This window comes from Pedobacter sp. G11, from assembly GCF_003860265.1.
GTDB lineage: Bacteria > Bacteroidota > Bacteroidia > Sphingobacteriales > Sphingobacteriaceae > Pedobacter > Pedobacter agri.
On sequence record NZ_CP034190.1, the window covers coordinates 3,942,667 to 3,961,993 of the forward strand.

Genomic DNA, 19,327 nt, shown 5'->3' on the forward strand with positions numbered 1-19,327 from the left:
CCGAAGTATCACCACACTTGCTTTTCAACTTGTTATTCTTTTCTATTCAATATTTAAAAGAACTGTCAGTCTGAGTTTTTGGACGACCTATTTTGTTAAACTGCTTCGTGCCTCAGCATGATAAAAGTTTTTACTATTACTGTCCGTAGTAAGCACTTGAACCATGCTTTCGCTCATAATGCTTTTCAATTAAAGAATCTTTTAACTTCGGCGCCTGCGGATTTATCTGTTGCGTTAACAACGCCATTTGCGCTACCGCTTCTAACACGGCGCTATTGTAAACCGCTTTTTCAGCTGTCTTTCCCCAGGTAAAAGGAGCGTGGTTGCCTACTAAAATCATCTCCACCTCTTTATGGCTTAGTCCAAGGTTTTCAAAATGGTTCATAATTTGAAAACCGGTTTCGTATTCATAATTACCTTTAATCATGGCATCATCCATCGGCGGTGCGCATGGAATATCAACCGTTAAATGGTCTGCATGCGTGGTTCCGTAAATTGGAATGGCTTTTTGAGCCTGAGCCCAGGCTGTTCCATAAGTTGAGTGTGTGTGAACAATGCCACCAACATCTTCCCAATGTTTATATAAAACAGCGTGAGTTTTGGTATCAGATGATGGGCGCAAATTTCCCTCGACAGTATTGCCATCGAAATCTACGATCACCATTTTGTCGGCCGATAATTCCGGATAAGGCACCCCACTAGGTTTGATGGCAAAAACGCCTTTATTCCGATCAGCCGCACTTACGTTTCCAAAAGTAAACAATACCAATCCTAATTTAGGTAATTCCATATTGGCCAGGTAAGCCTGCTCTTTTATATCCTGATAGTTGCTCATGATAAATAAGGTTTTACGTCTTTTTTATTATAACGCTCTAAGTACCTGCCTAAGCCTAAATATTGCTGATAATGCATTCTGTACATTTTTTTCTTTTTAACATTTGGCGTATATTCTTTTTCGAACCCGGTTCCCATTGCGGCCATAGCATCTTCTATGGTAGGATAAATGCCTGCTGCAACAGCGGCAAACATGGCTGCACCTAAAGCGCAGGTATGTTCAAAGCGATGGATTCTGATCGGCATTTCTAAAACATCGGCCATCATTTGCATAATGTAGGATGACTTTTTAGCTACACCACCAATGCCAATGATTCCTTTTACCGGGACGCCTTGCTCTTTAAAACGATCGACAATTGCTTTTGCTCCGAAACAAGTTGCAGCAGCTAAGGCACGGAAAAATCTTGGTGCATCGGTACCTAAACCTAAACCCGTTATCGCACCCTTAAGCTCCTGGTTGGCATCAGGCGTACGTCTGCCGTTAAGCCAGTCTATCGCTAATTCTGCATAGTCGTCATCTTCCAATGCTTCTGCTTGTTTGCTCAAGTTAGCAATGATTTTGTTTTCCAGTTCATCTTTTAACGCAATGGCAGTTGCTTCATCAATTAAATCAGATTCAGTTAGTAAATGATTTAATGGCCAGCTGATTAAGTTTTTAAACCAGGCATAAACATCACCAAAAGCTGATTGCCCGGCTTCTAAGCCAGCCATACCCGGGATAACAGATCCGTTTACCTGCCCGCAGATTCCGTTGATCAATTTCCCATGCAAATCCTGGTTGGGTGCCACTAAAATATCGCAAGTGCTGGTGCCCATTACTTTACTTAAATAGTAAGGTTCTATTTGGCCACCAACGGCACCCATGTGGGCATCGAAAGCGCCAACGCCAATTACTACATTAGTATTTAATCCTAACGTGTTTGCCCATTCTTCGCTTAATGTTCCGGCTGAAACATCAGAAGTATAGGTGTCTACAAAAAGTTTATCTCTAAACCCAGCCAAAAGCGGATCAAGGCTACTGAAGAAGTTTTCCGGAGGTAAGCCATCAAATTCCTCTGCCCATAACGCTTTATGCCCGGCAGCACAGCGACTACGTTTCATGGTCGAAACATCTGTTCCGCCAGTGAGTAAAAATGGAATCCAATCGCAATGCTCAACCCATGATTGTGCATTTTGTTTAATTGAAGAATCAATTCTTAAAATGCGCAACAATTTAGACCAGAACCATTCCGAAGAATAAATTCCACCTACATATTTTAAATAGTTAACCGGAAATTTAGTGGCATGTTCATTAATTTCAGCAGCTTCTTTAACCGCTGTATGATCTTTCCAGAGCACGAACATGGCATTTGGGTTTTCTTTAAAACCTGGCGTTAATGCGAGGGGCGTTCCTGTTGCATCAACTGCAACCGGACTAGAGCCTGTAGTATCTATCGAAATTCCTTTAACCAATTGCGCAATATCCGATTCGCCAGCTTTTGCCAAACAATCTTTAATTGTGTGGGTTAAACCTTCAATATAATCTAAAGGATGTTGTCTGAATTGATTAATGGACGGCTTGCAGTATAAACCCTTTTGCCATCGTGGGTAAAGAAAAACGGAAGCCGATATCTCTTTTCCGTTGGCGGTATCTACCAGAACGGACCGAACAGAATCCGTCCCGTAATCTACACCAATTACATAGTTTGCTGTGCTCATAACAATAAATAATCGTCAAATTAACGTTTATTTATTTAAACTAAAAAATTTTAAATATTTTTTTAATACACAATTTAGAAAAATATTCCTGTTAAGTGGTTAGTGGCCGGTTAGACTATTTGATAAACGAATTAATCACATTATTTTAATATCCTTTTTACACAAAAAAGCCCTGCATTTTGCAAGGCTCTGAAAAATATTAAATTTAGGATTTATACCTTTTTTGGAGGTAAATCAAAAGCAATTGCCTCATGTTCAAAGTGACCATTGTGTGCACCGTCGCAAAAAGGTTTGTTTTTAGATAAACCGCAACGGCAGATTGAAAGTACTTCTCTTCCTTGTAAACCATAAACGTTTCCGTTTCTATCCACAATTTCGAAATCGCCTTCAATTTTTACCGATCCATTGTTATTGATCGTTAGTTTCGTTTTAGACATAATGTTTTGTTAGTATGCCCCAAAATTAATTCAAATGGAAACGAAATAAAGAATTTGTTTACAGTTTAGAAACGTTCCGTGTAGAACTTGTTTGCTTTGCAAATAGTAAGTGATTACATGCGAATAGTGAACCATCCCTAACGAATATGAATCTTGCGAAACCTAAGCACTGAATAAATGTATTTTTAATAAAATGAATCTAAAAAGAGAGTTGCAAAAACGTTTCTTAATCAGGCTGATTATTGGTATTGTCCCATTGGTTTTTTTTATTGTGGCGCTGTTTACAGCAAGAGAAAGCGAAAATAGTGGCATGTCTATTAATCTCGGAAAGTTTGTTCCAGCGACTTTCTTTATTGCCTGGGAGACATTTTTAATTGTAGAAGCATTAATACTATTTGTAAAACACCGCATAAAAGATGGCTTGATGAGTATCTATGCAGCATTATTACTCGGAATGATATTTATTGTCAGCCTTTATGTAGAACATCAATATTAACCACTTACATCAAAACTATGAAAATCATACTTGGCCTATTTTTAATTCTAATAACCTTTACTGCAGCTAATGCTCAGGATATTAAAACAACTTTATACAGTGGTACAGTCAATAACCGGACAGTGCGCTTATATTTAAAAGAGCGAGGCAACCAATGTGGTGGTTCCATGATGAACATATATGAAAGCATATATCAATATGGGAAAGGAAAAAACTGGATAGAACTTTCTGTATCTACGAATGGGAAAGGAAATTTCTGCTTAACTGAATACAATTTTTCTGGCGTGATGATCGTAAAAAAGAATGGTAATCGCCTGAATGGGGTTTGGATAAGTCCGGATGGTAAAACGCAATTAAAAGTTGCATTAGAAGAGATCAATCTTTCAGTTAAAGAGAAAGAAGTTATTGAGTCCGATCTCGAACGAACACACTATGAAAACTACGATTGTTAATCAAATACCTTATTTATGAAAAAGTTAATGATGTTAAGCCTGATGATAATTGCCTTGTTTGGATGCAACGGTGAATCGCAGGAGAAAATGAAAGATGAAAAAATCAAAGAGGTGGTTGCGGCAAATAAAACAGCTATCGATTTACTCCTTGGCAGTAGTCCTAAAGAGTTTTCGGTAAAAACAGTTGATGGAAGCTTATTTAAATCAGCAGAAAATAAAGGGAAATACTGGGTGGTTTTTGTTTACCAAAATAGCTACCTCAACAAGTCAGAAAGTTACGATTTGGTATCAGAATTGAATGCTACACATCAAAAATATGGTAAACATTTTCCAATGATTGGCATTGTAAATGGATTTTCTGACGATGCAACGGAGATGACAAAAAGCATATTGGAAGCTAGATTCAATTTTAAACAAATTGACAATACTCAGGGGCCTGAAAAGGATGAGGTGATCAACGAAAATGTTTATTGCACACCCGCTAAAATTTTAATAAACCCTGAAGGAAAAGTAGTTTATAATGGATGCGGCGGCAAAACAGAAACCTTTGATGCATTGCTAGACAGCTTAGTTAGAACCAATAGAATGTAATCATATCATGATATGGAAAACAAAGAATTGCAGTTAAACAAGCAAAAAAACAGCAATCTATCCATATTGCTTATCTTGGTTAACTTAATTTTGTTACTCATTTTTGCAAATATTGGTGATAGTTTAGACGATGAGCTTAGCGTAAATTATTGTTACTTATCTTTCGGCACAACAGTTTTATTGGGCTTTTATGCCTTTAGTTACCACGGCAGAGGTTATCGAATAGCGAAATGGCTGTTTGCCGCCTCGTTAATAATTAGCGCACTATTAATCGGCTTATTGTTGTATTCCGCAGGCTTAGCAAAGGCATTTCAACATTAATATTATGAAGCTCAATTTTGTCAATAAATTATACATCGCGGTAACCTTGGTATTAGCTGTGGCAATTGTTTTTAAAACTTTTAGTTACAAAGGTTGGGAGCGGTATCACTATTTTTCGAGCGTTTGCGCACCAGAAAGTTATCCAATAGCTATCCATAATTCTTATTTTATTTTGGCTGATGGGGATTTGGGATACATAAAAGATGAGGCTGTAGAAAATTATACTTCTAAATGGGGCGAAGACTACTATTTCGCTGAAAGCAATCGGCGGGAACGGTTACCCGTAAAACTGGTTTTACAATATGTTTCATATAGGGATAAAAAATTTTACAGTGACACTTTAAACTTGCCAAAAGAGAAAATCAAGCAAGTTTTTAAATCTGCCTTCCAAAATAAACAGGTAGCAAACTTATTCAACCCTTCAGGGGATGTGAAAGGTCTTACATTTTTGGTAGGTATTGCTAATGACGGAAATGTGGCGGTATGGTTGCGGGGTGTTTTTTTGGAAAAATTAATCTTGAAACAAAAGTTAACTTCGAAAGAACCACAGGGCGATGAAACTTACTACGAAAAACGATTGTCGAAAGCTGAATACATAGAAAAACGTTTTGAAGACTTGCCCGATAGTCTGAAACTTAAACTGGATAGCGGCTTTGATATTAAAGCAAATTACATCGACACACCAACGCACTATATTGATAAAAACAAAGAATTGTGGGAATACCAGAAGAAGAATGGATTCATAGAGTAGTAGACTTTTCGAATTAATCAAGGCTCCAATCTATTAAAAAATAAAAAATGAAAAAGTTATTGCTGCTAATGGTTTTAATATTGATGGCTGCTTTGATTTACAATATCTACCCGGAAGCTAAACTTGCTACAACTACGCAGATAGATTCTTTGGTGGTTTTTAAATCTCAACATAAAATGCTAGCCTATCAGCAAGGAAAATTGCTCAAAACATATCAGGTTTCATTTGGGAATAGCCCAACAGGGCATAAAGAATTTGAAGGTGATGAGAAAACACCTGAAGGCATTTATGCCATCAATGCCAAAAATGATAAAAGTGGCTATCATAAAAATTTAGGCATTTCCTATCCGAATGCACAAGATATTAAACATGCAAAATCAATTGGAAAATCACCGGGTGGTGATATTAAGATTCATGGCTTGCGAAATGGTTTGGGTTTAATCAACAAATTTCAAAGGTGGTTTAACTGGACCAATGGTTGCATTGCTTTAACAGATACCGAAGTTGATGAATTGTATCAGTCAGTGAAAATCGGATCCAAAATTCAAATTAATCCGTGATTCAATGAGGTGTGAAACAAATTTTTTAGCATTGAGAAATACAATTATGCTATTTCTTTTACTCTTGATATTTGGATGCAACTCAGCACCAAAAAAACTACCCGTGATTAAAAATGATACCTCGGTTAAACAAAAAGTAAAACAAGAAGAATCTGCTAATCAAGTTCTCCGCAATACCCGTGATAGCAAAGTTTTTAATCAATGCGATCCAAATTGTGTATGGCAGTATTACCATCCATTTGCTGACAGTACTTACGTAATTGCGATTCAAAACTGTGGTGAAGAATACATAGAAAAGGAGAAGAATACACGTGTATATTTCGGAATAGATAGGGGATTAACTGATAAAATTATTTGGGCAGAAAATATCTTTGTTCAGCCAAACGGCGGTGGAACACATAAATATGAAGATTTTGATGGCGATGGTATTGAGGATTTACTGATTTTTAAAGAAACCAGCGCCCGCGGAAGTAACGAATATCATTATCTCTATCTGATTGATCAACAGAAAAAGCAGGTAACGAAAGTTCAGGGCTTTGATGATGTGGTAAATCCAAGTTATGATCAAAAACACCAGGTGATCTTATCTTATGGGTATGCCGGGAAGAATTACTATAGTGTTTACAAGGTTGCAAATCACAAAGTTTTTCAGGTTGGCGAGAGTTTTGAAGATGATTTTGAAGGAGATGAAGATATATTGGATCAAAAAATCTTAAAGATTTTGAAAGAGGAGAAAATAAAATGAAAAATAAAATTTTAATATTGATGTTGTTGTTTGCAGTAAGTTCTTGTAAGAGCAAACCAGATCAGTCAACTCCTGTATCAGATCTAGCTGCTAAAAATGATACATCTAAGTTGAGCAAAACAGTCATGGGCATCAGTGCAGAAAATAAAAGCAATACTTCATGGGTTGATGATTTGAAAGATCTTCGGCAGGCATTGTACAGCAAAGATGTCACTAAGCTAAAAACCTACTTTAGTTTTCCTGTCGGCGATGATAACTGGGGATATCCGGTTCAGTTTACAGCGGACGAGCTTAAAGAACGAAAAGCTAAATACGCAAATCCCAGTTTATTGTACGAAAAAGACTTTGAACGCTACTATGACCAAATTTTCGATAAGGATCTGCTAAAATCTATCATGAAGCTAAAAACGGCAAGTCTTCTTCAAAAACATCAGGCAGAAACCCAAGAATTTAATGAAGGCGATTTTAACTTCAAATTATTAGCAAACTATTATGAGGAAGATAAAACCACACTGCACTTAAACCTTAGTTATTCCAATAATGCCGTAGATGAAAATGGAGATCCGGTGAGTGAAGGAGAACACAACAAGATTTATGTGTTTGATATTCTTGACGGCAAAAAGCTGCGTTTTCAACGAATCGTATTTGCCGGATAAATGATCAGGTTAAATCAGCGATAGCTCTTATAAATTTAATAATATCTGGCAAACAATAACGAATAATAAATCAAAGCTGGCGAATAATAAAGGGTAAATTTTTGTGAGTGAAAAACCGATAAATTGGTATCATAAAACTTTATTATTTATGAAAAATATTAAAATCTTTTGTCTTTTATTTCTTGTGGGCGCTCTTCTTGCCTGTTCAAATTCACTTAAAAGTGATGGTGTAGATTATTTCTCCAAGTCGGATATTAAAATTCCAAAATTTAGTGATGAAACCATAAACAATCATCTCAATGAATATAAAAACCTGTATAATTTAGTGCTTACCTCAGTTACCAACAATGCAAAAGATAACGCACCTCAATTAAGTATTTCATTTTCCGATTGGGCTATCACTTCACTTAAAATTGAAGACAAATTAAAAGGGCAGGAGAAAAAGGATTACCTCGCACTTTTGGATGTGTTGGCAAAAAAATGGAACGAACAGCGTGATAAATTATATTAATGATGAAACTGTTTAAAAGAACTTCCCAATTTTACCTCATCGTAACAATATGTTTAATCGCAAATTCGGTATTTGCCCAACTTCCAGAAGAAATCAAATGGAAACATCTTCAAAAAAATTATAGTTCAGATAGCAGTCAGTTAGTATTGAGTTTAAATAACAAACTTTTACAGGGGAAATACAAAATTCCATTTGATGAAGGCGGTTTTGCACTTTACAACATCAAAGCGGGCGTAATTACGGGTGAAGCATTTTGGTATTCGCAGGGCGGAACATTAGAATGTAAACTTCACTATAAAAACGGTGTTCGCAACGGGGTCAAAGAAAATTACGACAACCAAGGCAAAGTTTGGTTGCGTCAGGATTATAAAGACGGTAAAAAAAATGGTGTTAGTGAGATGTTCAGCAATGGAAAATTGGTAAACAAATCACTTTATAAGGCTGATAAAAAGCATGGCTTGTCTCAAACGTTCTCTGGCGACCAGGTTCTAACTGAAGCTTATTATGAAAACGATCTGAAAAACGGAACTTCAAAAACCTACAGTTTAGATGGAAAGCTTGCTACTGAAGCCAACTACAAGGATGATAAGCGAAATGGTTTTTATCGGGTTTTTAATGATGGAGAAATCATGTCAGAAGCCAATTATAAAGATGACTTACAAAATGGTTTGTCGACAACATATGCACTCGGTAAGAAAAATATGGATACTGAGTTTGTAAATGGTAAACGTCATGGAGTGTCACACATGTACAAACCTGATGGAACCGTACTTTTTACACATTATTACCTCAATGGCGAAAAGGTAACGGAGACGATTTATAGGCAGTCACAAAAGAAATAGAGTTATCTATTGCGCTCATTTTAAAAGTAGTCTAGTAATTTTTAATACATTTCGGCTACGCTCAACGCGATAATATGTGTGAAAAAGTAACGATTGAACAGTTCTCAATATTGAATAAATACCTCAAAATGAAAAACACTTATTCAACGCTAATAATTGCCTGCAGCATTTTGCTAATATCTGCTTGCGGACCCAAAATCTCTGGGAAAGACGAACAATCTTTTAAAACTTCCAGAGCCAAAATGGAAGAAAAACTAGATGCAAATGAAAAAGAAAATCTGGAAAAAGCTTTTCGACTCATCGTGGTAAAAGCAATGAAAGAAAAGTGGAATTCACCGGAAAAATATGAAGGCAAATCATTTGATAAAATTTCGATGGAAATGATCGATGGTAAGAGCTATAGTGCGATCATCAGCTTTGCTGAAGACTTTTTAGCTGCTGACAGAGATGAAAAGATTATCAAAAAAACAGCAGAGATTGATAGTTTAGAAAAAGATAAACTTAAGGTTGCCAAAGTTAATAAGCAGATAGATGCTTTTAAATTAACTAAAATTTCCATCAGCGAAGACCAGTTTTTTTCGGATGACCCGAAATCACCTTACTTGGACTTGGTTTTCACAAATACTTCCACCGAAGCTTTAATTGGCGAATACATGTTTAATATTGAAATTTACTCGAAAAAAACTGGAGAGAAAATAGCTGCTCAAGGTAGTGGAGGAACCTTTAACGACGATTATGCCATTAAGCCCAATGAAACTTATGACTATCATCAACCCTTATTCAGCGAAGCAGTGGCTCACAGTAACCTTTGGAAAACTGCGAAATATCCAATCACTGATTTCGCTCCGTACGATTTGGTAATTAAAGCTTACGCTAGTAAAATCACAACAAAAAAAGACGGCGTAATCATTAGGCCCAAAACAGATGCGGCTTATTTCGATGCTGAAATAAAAAAGCTGAATGAAGAAATAAAAGTACTTAAAGAAACAAAAGCATCTTTGGATGAATTGGAATTGACTGATCACGACTAATATGCGAAAGCTTAACGTAAATATTTGTTTCATGCTGTTAAGTTGCATTTTACTGGGCGCTCAATCTTGCATCTCACGGCTAAGGCGACCAGAGATCACCGGGGTGATTGTAGATTACGATCGAAACCCCATTGCCAATTGTAAGGTTGGCGAAACTTTAACAGATCAGAACGGAAAGTTTAAACTTGCCGAACAACGTTACAATGCATTCTTTTTAACGGAAATATTTGCAATGGAAGCTCCTCCCTTAATGGTTTTTGAGCCAGTAGAAAAGGAAGGCTTTGAAAAAGATGCAATTTCTATTTTTCATAAATGGGGTGGCGGACGTAGAAAAGGTGCGAAAACCAATATCGATACTATTTTTTTAAGAAAAACTAATCAAACGTTTAACATCGCAACTTTGCTGAAAGACAGTGATTGGAAAATAGGCTTTAATAAATCTGCAGATACCATTTATCTAGTTAAAAATGGTTTCAGAGAATGGTGCAAAACAGATAGATGTAGCCCGTTTTACAGCGAATATGAAGGGCTTGTAGACAACGCCTATACTGGTGCTAAAAATCTCCCAAAGGGAATGATTAGAAGATCGATAGATGTAAGATTTGAAGCAGAAAAATCGCCTGTAAAAATAAATATGATTTGCGAATACATCAGCACTTTCGATGGTCCAAACCGACCACCAGATACTACAAATACGAGAGGAAGTTATCAGATTTTGAATAACTCCGAAATGATTTTGGACGCAGGTAAGATTGAACAACTTACCGGAAAATATCATGTTTCTGATGTGGATTTGTATCAAATGAAACTAACTAAGGCGAATTAAAATGACAGTATTCATCATTTTATTTTTTATTACTTACCCTGTGATGGGTTACTTTTTTTATAAGATGCTAAGGCAAAATACAAAACCTATAACTGTAATCTGGGAATTTGTTTTCATAAGTTTTTTTGTTTTGTCTGGGTGTTTATTCTGTTTAGTATGGCTATTTAATGGCGATGACTATTATACCGCCATCGATATCGTAGATGGAGGTTACACACCATTTGCATCTAAACATTTACCAACATTGATCGTGTTTTTTGTGCTTGCTGTTTTCGGACTTATTAAATTGTGGTACAAAGGTAAGTCACTGCCACCCTTGCTATTTTCACTTTGCATAGTTTTTGTAATTATTGGCATTCCAATAAGTGCAGCGGTTATTATACAAACCAGTACCAATACAGAGCAAAGTGGCGAAACATTTCTATTTGCATTGCTTCCAATAGCTTACATGATCACGAGTATCACCGTATTAGTGAGTTTAGTTATTGCGGAGGCCGGAGAGGCAAACACAAAAACCTATCGAAATAAATTTTTAAACTATTTAAATCGGAAATTAGCCAAAACAGAAAACCATTCCCTGTGGATTCTTGCCATGCTCATTCCTGTCTTTGCAATCATCATGGCGATCTTAATGCTTTTCGGCCAGGATGCTAACTCGATCACGAAAGTATTTACCGAAACCACTACCTGGACATTTTCCCAAAAAACACATCCGCCATTTTTAGGGCACGAAGGACATTATCTCTGCACCGTTGCCGTTTGTGGAACGCCTTCAATTGTAAAACCTTTACGTCTCGGAAAAAGACATGGGCACGAAATTGTTGTCAATCGTCAGTTATTAATAGCCAATGCTTTTGAAGAATTGATACAGCAAAACGCACCTGCTTTTCACAAGGTGGTTAGAAGTTTTTATGATAAGTATGGTTATCCGCTATCGCGAAAAATTACGACTCCAAAAGCTTCGAATACAGTTTATCTTTTAATGAAACCTTTAGAGTATTTCTTTTTGATAGTGCTGTATTTGTGTAGCCTAAAACCAGAAGAGAAAATCAATAAACAGTATGCTATTTAATGAGAAAACCATTCTGGTTATGAAGTTTAGATAATACAGAGAAACACACGATGAAGAAAATATTTATTTCGTTGCTAATGATAATTTGTGTTTTTGAGTTAAAAGCTCAGGAAGCTAAAATTATTTCAATCATCAATTTTACAGGCTCGATAGACAAATATCCGATAGAAATGAAATTGGAAATTAATCAAAAGAGCGATAGTGTAGCTGGTGAATATTTTTACAAGAAAAATGGAAATGTGAATAAAATGATTCTCGAAGGCAAGTTAAATGACGGCCTATTAAACTTGCAAGAAAGAGCGTACAACGCAGCAAAACGCAAATATGAAACTACTGGAAGTTTCAAACTTAACTACATAGATCAAATTTATTTAAACGGAAGCTGGCAAAAACCCGGTAAAAATGCATCATACTTAACTGTTAAGTTATCCGCAAGAGAAAATTTGAAGGCGTTCAATCCATCTAACTACGTTTTTCAATATGTCAGAAACAGGGCAAAATTGGATTATATTCCTGCTGATGCGCAGTATTATTTCGACTTAATTTCACTAAAAGTTTTCATCAACAAAAGCATGCGCTGGGCTTTCACAGGTTTTAATGATGTTTTTACTAAAGAAGCAGAGATCCAATTGGAGGATTTGAATTTTGATGGCTACCTCGATTTTAAAGTTCCAATTTATTATCCTGGTTTAGCCAAAGGCGACTATTCTTATTTATATTTTATCTATGATCCAAAAAATAGGGGTTTCATCCAAAGTAAACAATTGAATGAAATGGGTGTGGTCTTTTTCGATGCCGTTAAAAAGGAAGCTCAAACCGTAGATGCCGATGGGAGCGGTAACGAAGGGACTAGGTATTTCCGTTGGCAAAATGGAAAGCTCTTTCTGGTAAAGGAAGAACGGATTTATGAGAACGATAGTTATATGCACTATACCTATTACAAAATCGAAAACGGAAAATCTATTCTAGTTAAGACAGAAAAGAGAAAGTAACCAGAAACTACAGATTTTAGAGGTTGATTAATGCTGTTTAACGAATAATAAATCGAAGTCTACAAATTTATATTACATATAAACGAATAATTAATACAAGATAATTACTGCATTAACAAGCTGTATATTTCATCTAAATTCTAAAAATCAGATGGAAAATAATAAAACGTTAAATGTTGCCGAAAAAGTTAAGGCAGTGGCAATAGCCTTCATTGGCGCCGGAATTTTTAGTCAGGGTACTTTTTATTTTAAAGCACAAAGCAGTTATAACATTCCACGTATTTTATACCCAGTTTTTTCGCTTTTGGGCAATGTGGGTTTAGCCGTAGCCATGGTGATTTTGGGCTTAGGTTTAGCTTTCTGGGGGTTTAATAAATGGAAAAATGCTGCAGGCAAACCCGGTGTTTTTTTATCAATTGCCATTGCGTCCTTTGCAATTTTCTTCTCTATTTTATTTTTCACAGGTAAAAAGGCTACACCCGAAGAATTAGCTAAAGCAAGTGAGGAAAGTAGGGCGAAAGGGATTGAACAAATTCAGTCGGCTGAGCAACCAGATTTCGACAACCCGGAAATTGATGCTCATTTTGCAGCTTTTGAGAAACTGTTAACCGAATATAAAACGGCATACAAAAATAAAAATAAGCATGAAATAATCGCAAAGGAAAGTGCTTATATGGAATGGAATGAAAACTCCGCAGATTTAATTCAGAAGTTATCATCACCAGAGCAAAAACAACAATTTGGCTTGTATCTAGCTAAATTATCAATGAAATGGCAGGAGGTAAAGTAGACCGTAGCTTACCCTGATGTTACTTTATACTTATTAAACCACATCCAATGCAAATTACCTTAAATTATACCTACAATCAAGATCAACTTAAAAGAGCCTATCGTTTCGATGTTTTTCCTACACCGAAAGCGAAATTTTTTTTGTTTTTTTTTAGCTGTGTTATTTTCGGTGTTGGCGTATTATTTTGGCTCTGGGAACCAATAAAAATAAATGCATTGCTTTTAACCGCATCAAAAAACATTGTGCTTGCAGCTTGTTTAATTTGGTTTTCAGTGTTACTGGCTATTGCACTAAATTATTATTATTTGCCTATTTACGCATTCAAAAAAAGCCCGCACTACAAAGGTAATTTTACGGTTAATTTGCTGCCCGAAGGTTTGGCGTATAAACAACTGGTTATTGAGCAAAATAACCGACATGAAGCAGATGGTTTTGTAAGTTGGAAAGCATTTACTAAAAAAGCAGAAAACGAGGAATTCATCATTTTATTCATAGGCCTAAAACATTCCATTATACCTAAGGCATCATTTACAAATCAAGCAGAGCTGGAAGAATTTAGGGCCTTTTTAGCTACACAAACACATATAAAATCAAAGAAATTTAACGGTAAAGAAATTTGATAAACAAATAAATAATGAATATCTATCAGAAAAACTGCTTATTAATTTTATCATTAATTCTAGGCTTTGTATTAAGCATTGCCTACGGATACAGCTTTCGGAATTTCATCGATCAGCCTAGTTTTAGTGCGAAAGATCTTGAATATAAAATGATCACTGAAGGAATTAAAACAGAGAGGTATGGTATTTCGAAACTGTTTAAAAATGACTATTCAGTCAATCTTTCGAGACCTTATTATTTTCCACAACACAAAGTTGTCGTCTTTAATGGCTATAGAGACAAGAGCGAGCAGTCATTTTATAAAATAGACAGTCAAGGGAATTTGGTTGACAGCATTACATTCAGTCAAGATTATAGCACAATTATTTTTGGAGATTACATATTGCAAAACAAAGCCTATTCTAGCTGGATAATTGATGGGGATACCACAAAGAAAAATTACATAGAAGTCAATGCTGGTACAAATTGGTCTGAAGATAAAGTTGAAAACGAATTTGATCGTCTTAAGCGTAGCGCACAAGATGTTTTTTACTTTAAATACGAAAGCTTGTGGGATTATGACGATCCAAGAAACGAAAGTAAAATAGATAAAGCAGTGTTTTTAATTAATGGCATATGGTATGCATTATATGGAAAAAATCTCTATGTAGATTTAAATGACCTTCCAGATCATACACTACCAAATCTAATACCTGATGACAGCAGTTTTGATCAACCTAACTCAATTGCTTATGTTGCCGATTTTCAAAAAACAAACCGTGTGAAAGAAAGCGAGTGGAATGGTTTGGCCTACATTAATCTGCTTTATAAAACAGATACAATAAAAATAAAAGCAAAGCTGACTCAAAATGAAAAGCCTATAAACAACCTCGGAAAGTATGCTTCCTATAATATGGGTTACTTTAAACCCGATGGCTTGCCTTATGCCCTTATTGCTCAGGATGATAATTATTATATCATTAAAACAAGAAAACAGTTATGAAAATAAAGTTACCGTTTTTAAAAGCATTCATTATTGCGTTAATCATTACCATAGGTTTTTTGATATATGTATTTATTAATCCAGAATTAAATAGCGGTTATGCCGGGCTATTCTTTTTAAGTATTAGTCCTGCTGTGCTAATTGGTATCATTGTGTACTGTTATATCATTAAAGTGCTCGATCATGCAGGGCTGTTAGCACCTCATTTCATCTTCAGGTTTTTGGTTCCATTTTTAATGATTTCTTTCATCATCTGGATAGGCGTAAATACAGGCACCGAGCCTGTTTTAGAGGCTTTTCAGCAATATAATTTTAGTGAGTACATTAATTACTTCTTTAATTTCGCTATAGAGATTTACTTACCATTAGCGGTTTCCTTGGCTGCAATTACAGGGATGTTGCACATTGGTAATAATGAGGTTGCAAACAATGATAGCATGTAATAAAGCTTATGAAAAAATATTTAGCGCTGTGTTTTTTGTTCGGACTGTTGGCTTCAAGCTGCAGCAGCGAACCAAAACCAAAAAGCGGGCAGAAAAACACATCAAAAAACGTATCGAATTTTGATGAAACTACAAAAACCATTCACGTTTTTGTAGCGCTTTGCGATAACAAATATCAAGGCATTGTGCCTGTTCCAAAAGCAATCGGTAACGGGCAAGATCCTGCAAATAATTTGTATTGGGGTTGTGCGTATGGCATTAAAAGCTACTTTAAAAAGAGTACAGAGTGGAAGTTGTTGAAAACGCAGAAACTGGATAAAATAAGAATGGAACGTTTGGTTTTTAAACACACCAGGAAAAATTATTACCTCGTTGCCGATGCTTATGATGGACAATACATTAAAAAAACTACAACCGATTTTCTATATAGTGCAGCCGGACAATTAAAAGATACCATCAGAATAAACAAAACAACCATCGGTATTAACGGTAATGCAAAAATGGTAGCTTATATCGGTCATGATGGTTTAATGGACTTTCAGTTGAATGAAAATTTTAGCAATATAGATGGCAAACAGCGTGACGCGATTATTCTGGCCTGCATCAGCAAAAAGTATTTCGCTCCACATTTAGTGCAGGCAAAAGCAAATCCAATTGTATGGAGCACCGGATTGATGGCACCTGAGGCATATGTTTTACATGATGCCCTGAGTAGTTACGTAAGTGGCGGAACAGCTGAACAGGCTCGTAGCAAAGCCGCAGTGGCCTACAGTAAATTCCAGAAATGTAGCCAAAAAGCGGCGAGAAACTTATTAGTTACAGGATATTAATCAATAACCTTGATTTTAAAAAACGATTAAATTATGAAAAAAATAGTTCTTACACTCTTACTTTTTGCTACGGCTAATTTTGCCTTTTCTCAGCATAAATTTTATGCTTTTAGCATTAACGGTAAATACGGCATTGTCGATAACTTAGCGAAAGAAACCATTAAGCCTATCTACACCTCTGCAATATCAGTACCCGCTAAAAATCAAATCCACCTAAAAGATTATGGCGATAAGATGGATATCATTTTTAATACAAAAACCGGCGCAAAACAGCTTTACGAAACCATATTCAGTAATCAGGTGCAAATAAAAGGAGTTCCATATTCTATCATTAGCAATAAAGGAAAGAAATTCTTATTAAGCGAGGAAACAGATAAAACGATTCCGATAACAAGAGATTATAATGATTTTAAAACAGTTGGTCAATATATTATTGCTGATTATGATGAACAGGAGCCTTTCGTTTCTGGAGGAACAGATAAAAACGGAATTCCATTGCCTCCTAAAATCAGAAAGATTAAAACGCATTTTGTGGTTTTGGCAAACGATGAAAGTTTTAAAACCATTTTAGATAGAGGATTTGACAAATATTTGCCACTCTATCAAACCGAAAAACAGCAAGAAGATGATGGAATTGTAAAAATGGTTAGCGTTAAGCTTGAAGATTTCAATAAAAAACCAAATTTTGATTACATCGTATTGAGCCAGGGAAATAATCATAAATTATATAATGCTAAGATGGCATTGGTAAAAGCCTTTGTTTTGGCAAATGCCGATGATGAAAAATTAAAAGCGTTTGCCGAAAAATTAATAAAGGTTAACTTCAGTACAAAGGCAAACCGGGAGGGTGGTTTCGTAAGCGTTCCACCAACGATGGACCCAGGCATGGGCAAAGTGAAAAACTCCTATGAGGAATCTGAAGAGAAGAAACCATTTAAACCTTATTTATACATCAAAAAATTAGAAAGCGGAAATACCATTTTTGCATTGCAGGAAACAGAGCAGATTAGTAAGCGAATCTTCGAAGCTAAAGCTACATCTACTGTAAAATTGTACGAGCAAGGAAATGAGATCACCATTAAAATTGCTGGTAAAGAAGATAGCAAATTCAACTACAATCCTATAACTGGAGAGATTTATTTGCCGAAAGCATACCTCGAGGAATTGGGTATTACGCTGATTTAATTGCTGACCATGGAAAATACTATAAAATACATCCTCGCAATCTTAATAATAACAGGCTACGCATGCAATAATAATAGCAAAACTGGCCCACAACTTGCCGATACAAGTGTCTCGGATACGCTCATTACTGCAAAAATTGATACCATTTTTGTTGATACTGTAGCTAAAACACCTGAAATAAAAGAGGAAACAGAAATTAGTTTTGCCGATAGCATTGATTTTAAAAAATATGAAGTTAGTCCTCAAGAAAGAATAGAAAATGCGCCCATTGACTGGAGTAGTTATCCCGAAGCTGGAGATTTTAGAACGAGGATAACTGAAGCTTACAAAAACAGTGATGTCAATTTTGGCGGTCATTATGTAACCTCAATATTTGGTTGCGGTGCAAGTTGTATTATGGGTTTTATGGTGGATGTAAGAGATGGCAAAATTTACGATTTACCTTTGGGCGAAGAGAATTCATGTCTTTTTGCGGAAGATAGAGCTTTGGGTAATGCCACAAGTCGCCTTTTTATTGCGGGCGTATGTAAAGAAAATCTCGAAGCTAAACAGGTTTACTACAAAGCCTATTTATGGGATGAGGATAAAAAGGAATTCGAGAAAATTGAGGCTGCAGCTTTTTTGAAGAAAACATAAGGCGACGGGTTTTGAAATGGTTGCTATGAACACAAACCTTTGTTTTTAAACCTGATAGTAGCGAGCATGAGCCTTGGAACACAGGCGAGTAAAGTGGATAGCAGGGCTAGCACATGCAATGAAATACCTGCTTGATTGTCTTGTGCCATGCAAATAATAACTCACTGATAACGAATGAGAGGTTTTACTTAGCGAATAATAAAGCCAAAAAAATATCTGCTGCTAATAAATTAGTTTAGTTACCTAATTAAAATTAACATGGATGTTAGACGAGAAATTAAGTTACTTCTTGTTTTTTTGACGCTTTCGTTGGCTGGTTTTGCTCAAGGTAGAACACCAGATTTTGTCTTTGAACTTGGTAGCACGAGGTACTTTATGGACTTGAGCAAAGGTAACACAAAAGCAAAAAACGATACGGTATTTTATAATTTGTACAGATTTGGTAAAACCCAAAGGATTGGTAAAGAGATTAAACATATTGTAGACAGAAGAACTGGCGATACGATTATAAGCGGAAGTTACGAGGTGATTAAAAATCAAATTTTTTTCTATCAAAAAGAGAAAAACAAAGCTAATGTCTTGAAACTTTACACCCAGAACAATAAGGGCTTACTTTCGGTACAAAGGGCGGTTTCTACCTTTGTAGCACCTCCAAAGTCAGCGCCAATTGAGCCATTGCCACCCTACGACAATACAGGAAATCCTGAAAAAGTTGATATACCAGCAGAGTTTCCTGGCGGGATAAACAAAGCAAGACTATTTATTGCCAACAATGTCCAATATCCAGATGAAGCTGTTGAAGAGGGTGTTGACGGAACAGTACGTGTAAAGTTTACCATTGAGCTTGACGGTTCTATCAGCAATATTCAAATTGTGCAAAAGTTAGGTTACGGCTGTGACGAAGAGGTAATTCGTGTGTTAAAACGGATGCCAAAATGGACACCTGCAAAGCTAAACGGTAAATTTGTGAGGTCGTATTTTATCATGCCGGTGAGTTTTAGGACAACCGATTAACCTTTTTATGA

At 35.9% G+C, this 19,327-nt stretch carries 25 protein-coding genes; 22 read left to right on the forward strand and 3 right to left on the reverse strand.

What is annotated here, in order from left to right; genetic code table 11:
- Positions 1–136 precede the first annotated feature (136 nt).
- The 3 genes from EA772_RS16910 to EA772_RS16920 form a co-directional block, all read right to left on the reverse strand.
- On the reverse strand, positions 137–835 hold the full coding sequence (locus EA772_RS16910) for an L-ribulose-5-phosphate 4-epimerase (protein WP_010600647.1): 699 nt from the start codon (positions 833–835) through the stop codon (positions 137–139).
- On the reverse strand, positions 832–2,532 hold the full coding sequence (locus EA772_RS16915; RefSeq protein ID WP_124914236.1) for a ribulokinase: 1,701 nt from the start codon (positions 2,530–2,532) through the stop codon (positions 832–834). Before EA772_RS16915 ends, EA772_RS16910 begins: the two co-directional genes overlap by 4 nt.
- A 212-nt stretch (positions 2,533–2,744) precedes the next feature.
- A complete protein-coding gene (locus EA772_RS16920; RefSeq protein WP_010600649.1) occupies positions 2,745–2,969 on the reverse strand; it encodes a CDGSH iron-sulfur domain-containing protein in 225 nt (74 codons plus the stop codon).
- Between the two features lie 193 nt (positions 2,970–3,162).
- On the opposite strand from EA772_RS16920, the gene EA772_RS16925 reads away from it, so the two are divergent.
- The 22 genes from EA772_RS16925 to EA772_RS17030 all read left to right on the forward strand — a co-directional run bounded on the left by EA772_RS16925 (position 3,163) and on the right by EA772_RS17030 (position 19,316).
- On the forward strand, positions 3,163–3,465 hold the full coding sequence (locus tag EA772_RS16925; protein ID WP_124914237.1) for a hypothetical protein: 303 nt from the start codon (positions 3,163–3,165) through the stop codon (positions 3,463–3,465).
- 17 nt (positions 3,466–3,482) lie between these two features.
- Positions 3,483–3,917 (forward strand): hypothetical protein, encoded by a 435-nt coding sequence (locus tag EA772_RS16930; RefSeq protein ID WP_124914238.1) that lies wholly within the window; start codon positions 3,483–3,485, stop codon positions 3,915–3,917.
- A gap of 15 nt (positions 3,918–3,932) precedes the next feature.
- Positions 3,933–4,508, forward strand: a complete 576-nt coding sequence (locus EA772_RS16935; RefSeq protein ID WP_124914239.1) for a peroxiredoxin — start codon at positions 3,933–3,935, stop codon at positions 4,506–4,508.
- A gap of 12 nt (positions 4,509–4,520) precedes the next feature.
- Positions 4,521–4,829, forward strand: coding sequence for a hypothetical protein (locus tag EA772_RS16940; protein ID WP_124914240.1), 309 nt, complete (start codon positions 4,521–4,523; stop codon positions 4,827–4,829).
- Positions 4,830–4,833: 4 nt separating this feature from the next.
- Positions 4,834–5,580 carry a DUF2931 family protein gene (locus tag EA772_RS16945; RefSeq protein ID WP_124914241.1) on the forward strand — a complete coding sequence of 249 codons (747 nt, stop codon included), beginning with the start codon at positions 4,834–4,836 and terminating at the stop codon, positions 5,578–5,580.
- A 47-nt stretch (positions 5,581–5,627) separates the two neighbouring features.
- Positions 5,628–6,140, forward strand: coding sequence for a murein L,D-transpeptidase family protein (locus EA772_RS16950; RefSeq protein WP_124914242.1), 513 nt, complete (start codon positions 5,628–5,630; stop codon positions 6,138–6,140).
- Positions 6,141–6,243: 103 nt separating this feature from the next.
- Positions 6,244–6,885, forward strand: a complete 642-nt coding sequence (locus tag EA772_RS16955; protein ID WP_124914243.1) for a hypothetical protein — start codon at positions 6,244–6,246, stop codon at positions 6,883–6,885.
- Positions 6,882–7,541 (forward strand): hypothetical protein, encoded by a 660-nt coding sequence (locus EA772_RS16960; protein WP_124914244.1) that lies wholly within the window; start codon positions 6,882–6,884, stop codon positions 7,539–7,541. The genes EA772_RS16955 and EA772_RS16960 overlap by 4 nt, the downstream gene beginning before the upstream one ends.
- Positions 7,542–7,689: 148 nt before the next feature.
- Positions 7,690–8,052 (forward strand): hypothetical protein, encoded by a 363-nt coding sequence (locus tag EA772_RS16965; RefSeq protein WP_124914245.1) that lies wholly within the window; start codon positions 7,690–7,692, stop codon positions 8,050–8,052.
- Positions 8,052–8,894, forward strand: coding sequence for a toxin-antitoxin system YwqK family antitoxin (locus EA772_RS16970; protein WP_124914246.1), 843 nt, complete (start codon positions 8,052–8,054; stop codon positions 8,892–8,894). Before EA772_RS16965 ends, EA772_RS16970 begins: the two co-directional genes overlap by 1 nt.
- 128 nt (positions 8,895–9,022) lie before the next feature.
- Positions 9,023–9,925 carry a hypothetical protein gene (locus EA772_RS16975; protein WP_124914247.1) on the forward strand — a complete coding sequence of 301 codons (903 nt, stop codon included), beginning with the start codon at positions 9,023–9,025 and terminating at the stop codon, positions 9,923–9,925.
- Between the two features lie 31 nt (positions 9,926–9,956).
- Positions 9,957–10,751 carry a hypothetical protein gene (locus EA772_RS22260; RefSeq protein ID WP_124914248.1) on the forward strand — a complete coding sequence of 265 codons (795 nt, stop codon included), beginning with the start codon at positions 9,957–9,959 and terminating at the stop codon, positions 10,749–10,751.
- Between the two features lies 1 nt (position 10,752).
- Positions 10,753–11,823 carry a DUF6688 family protein gene (locus tag EA772_RS16985; RefSeq protein WP_371683157.1) on the forward strand — a complete coding sequence of 357 codons (1,071 nt, stop codon included), beginning with the start codon at positions 10,753–10,755 and terminating at the stop codon, positions 11,821–11,823.
- A gap of 50 nt (positions 11,824–11,873) precedes the next feature.
- Positions 11,874–12,815 (forward strand): hypothetical protein, encoded by a 942-nt coding sequence (locus EA772_RS16990; protein ID WP_124914250.1) that lies wholly within the window; start codon positions 11,874–11,876, stop codon positions 12,813–12,815.
- Between the two features lie 151 nt (positions 12,816–12,966).
- The gene (locus EA772_RS16995) at positions 12,967–13,605 is read left to right on the forward strand and encodes a hypothetical protein (protein ID WP_124914251.1); all 639 of its coding nucleotides are present in this window, start codon (positions 12,967–12,969) and stop codon (positions 13,603–13,605) included.
- A gap of 47 nt (positions 13,606–13,652) precedes the next feature.
- Entirely contained in the window at positions 13,653–14,225 is a 573-nt protein-coding gene (locus EA772_RS17000) for a YcxB family protein (RefSeq protein ID WP_124914252.1), read from the forward strand.
- Between the two features lie 14 nt (positions 14,226–14,239).
- Entirely contained in the window at positions 14,240–15,208 is a 969-nt protein-coding gene (locus EA772_RS17005; RefSeq protein ID WP_124914253.1) for a hypothetical protein, read from the forward strand.
- Positions 15,205–15,651, forward strand: a complete 447-nt coding sequence (locus EA772_RS17010; RefSeq protein ID WP_124914254.1) for a hypothetical protein — start codon at positions 15,205–15,207, stop codon at positions 15,649–15,651. Before EA772_RS17005 ends, EA772_RS17010 begins: the two co-directional genes overlap by 4 nt.
- 8 nt (positions 15,652–15,659) lie before the next feature.
- Positions 15,660–16,481 carry a hypothetical protein gene (locus tag EA772_RS17015; protein ID WP_010600668.1) on the forward strand — a complete coding sequence of 274 codons (822 nt, stop codon included), beginning with the start codon at positions 15,660–15,662 and terminating at the stop codon, positions 16,479–16,481.
- A gap of 33 nt (positions 16,482–16,514) precedes the next feature.
- Positions 16,515–17,666 carry a hypothetical protein gene (locus tag EA772_RS17020; RefSeq protein WP_124914255.1) on the forward strand — a complete coding sequence of 384 codons (1,152 nt, stop codon included), beginning with the start codon at positions 16,515–16,517 and terminating at the stop codon, positions 17,664–17,666.
- A gap of 9 nt (positions 17,667–17,675) precedes the next feature.
- Positions 17,676–18,302: a hypothetical protein gene (locus EA772_RS17025; protein ID WP_124914256.1), complete on the forward strand. Its 627-nt coding sequence runs from the start codon at positions 17,676–17,678 to the stop codon at positions 18,300–18,302.
- Between the two features lie 258 nt (positions 18,303–18,560).
- The gene (locus EA772_RS17030; RefSeq protein WP_124914257.1) at positions 18,561–19,316 is read left to right on the forward strand and encodes an energy transducer TonB; all 756 of its coding nucleotides are present in this window, start codon (positions 18,561–18,563) and stop codon (positions 19,314–19,316) included.
- The last annotated feature ends 11 nt before the right edge of the window (positions 19,317–19,327 follow it).

Coding starts and splice junctions, on each gene's coding strand:
- EA772_RS16910 (WP_010600647.1), bottom strand. CDS start 835: ATGAGCAACTATCAGGATATAAAAGAGCAGGCTTACCTGGCCAATATG.
- EA772_RS16915 (WP_124914236.1), bottom strand. CDS start 2,532: ATGAGCACAGCAAACTATGTAATTGGTGTAGATTACGGGACGGATTCT.
- EA772_RS16920 (WP_010600649.1), bottom strand. CDS start 2,969: ATGTCTAAAACGAAACTAACGATCAATAACAATGGATCGGTAAAAATT.
- EA772_RS16925 (WP_124914237.1), top strand. CDS start 3,163: ATGAATCTAAAAAGAGAGTTGCAAAAACGTTTCTTAATCAGGCTGATT.
- EA772_RS16930 (WP_124914238.1), top strand. CDS start 3,483: ATGAAAATCATACTTGGCCTATTTTTAATTCTAATAACCTTTACTGCA.
- EA772_RS16935 (WP_124914239.1), top strand. CDS start 3,933: ATGAAAAAGTTAATGATGTTAAGCCTGATGATAATTGCCTTGTTTGGA.
- EA772_RS16940 (WP_124914240.1), top strand. CDS start 4,521: ATGGAAAACAAAGAATTGCAGTTAAACAAGCAAAAAAACAGCAATCTA.
- EA772_RS16945 (WP_124914241.1), top strand. CDS start 4,834: ATGAAGCTCAATTTTGTCAATAAATTATACATCGCGGTAACCTTGGTA.
- EA772_RS16950 (WP_124914242.1), top strand. CDS start 5,628: ATGAAAAAGTTATTGCTGCTAATGGTTTTAATATTGATGGCTGCTTTG.
- EA772_RS16960 (WP_124914244.1), top strand. CDS start 6,882: ATGAAAAATAAAATTTTAATATTGATGTTGTTGTTTGCAGTAAGTTCT.
- EA772_RS16965 (WP_124914245.1), top strand. CDS start 7,690: ATGAAAAATATTAAAATCTTTTGTCTTTTATTTCTTGTGGGCGCTCTT.
- EA772_RS16970 (WP_124914246.1), top strand. CDS start 8,052: ATGATGAAACTGTTTAAAAGAACTTCCCAATTTTACCTCATCGTAACA.
- EA772_RS16975 (WP_124914247.1), top strand. CDS start 9,023: ATGAAAAACACTTATTCAACGCTAATAATTGCCTGCAGCATTTTGCTA.
- EA772_RS22260 (WP_124914248.1), top strand. CDS start 9,957: ATGCTGTTAAGTTGCATTTTACTGGGCGCTCAATCTTGCATCTCACGG.
- EA772_RS16985 (WP_371683157.1), top strand. CDS start 10,753: ATGACAGTATTCATCATTTTATTTTTTATTACTTACCCTGTGATGGGT.
- EA772_RS16990 (WP_124914250.1), top strand. CDS start 11,874: ATGAAGAAAATATTTATTTCGTTGCTAATGATAATTTGTGTTTTTGAG.
- EA772_RS16995 (WP_124914251.1), top strand. CDS start 12,967: ATGGAAAATAATAAAACGTTAAATGTTGCCGAAAAAGTTAAGGCAGTG.
- EA772_RS17000 (WP_124914252.1), top strand. CDS start 13,653: ATGCAAATTACCTTAAATTATACCTACAATCAAGATCAACTTAAAAGA.
- EA772_RS17005 (WP_124914253.1), top strand. CDS start 14,240: ATGAATATCTATCAGAAAAACTGCTTATTAATTTTATCATTAATTCTA.
- EA772_RS17010 (WP_124914254.1), top strand. CDS start 15,205: ATGAAAATAAAGTTACCGTTTTTAAAAGCATTCATTATTGCGTTAATC.
- EA772_RS17015 (WP_010600668.1), top strand. CDS start 15,660: ATGAAAAAATATTTAGCGCTGTGTTTTTTGTTCGGACTGTTGGCTTCA.
- EA772_RS17020 (WP_124914255.1), top strand. CDS start 16,515: ATGAAAAAAATAGTTCTTACACTCTTACTTTTTGCTACGGCTAATTTT.
- EA772_RS17025 (WP_124914256.1), top strand. CDS start 17,676: ATGGAAAATACTATAAAATACATCCTCGCAATCTTAATAATAACAGGC.
- EA772_RS17030 (WP_124914257.1), top strand. CDS start 18,561: ATGGATGTTAGACGAGAAATTAAGTTACTTCTTGTTTTTTTGACGCTT.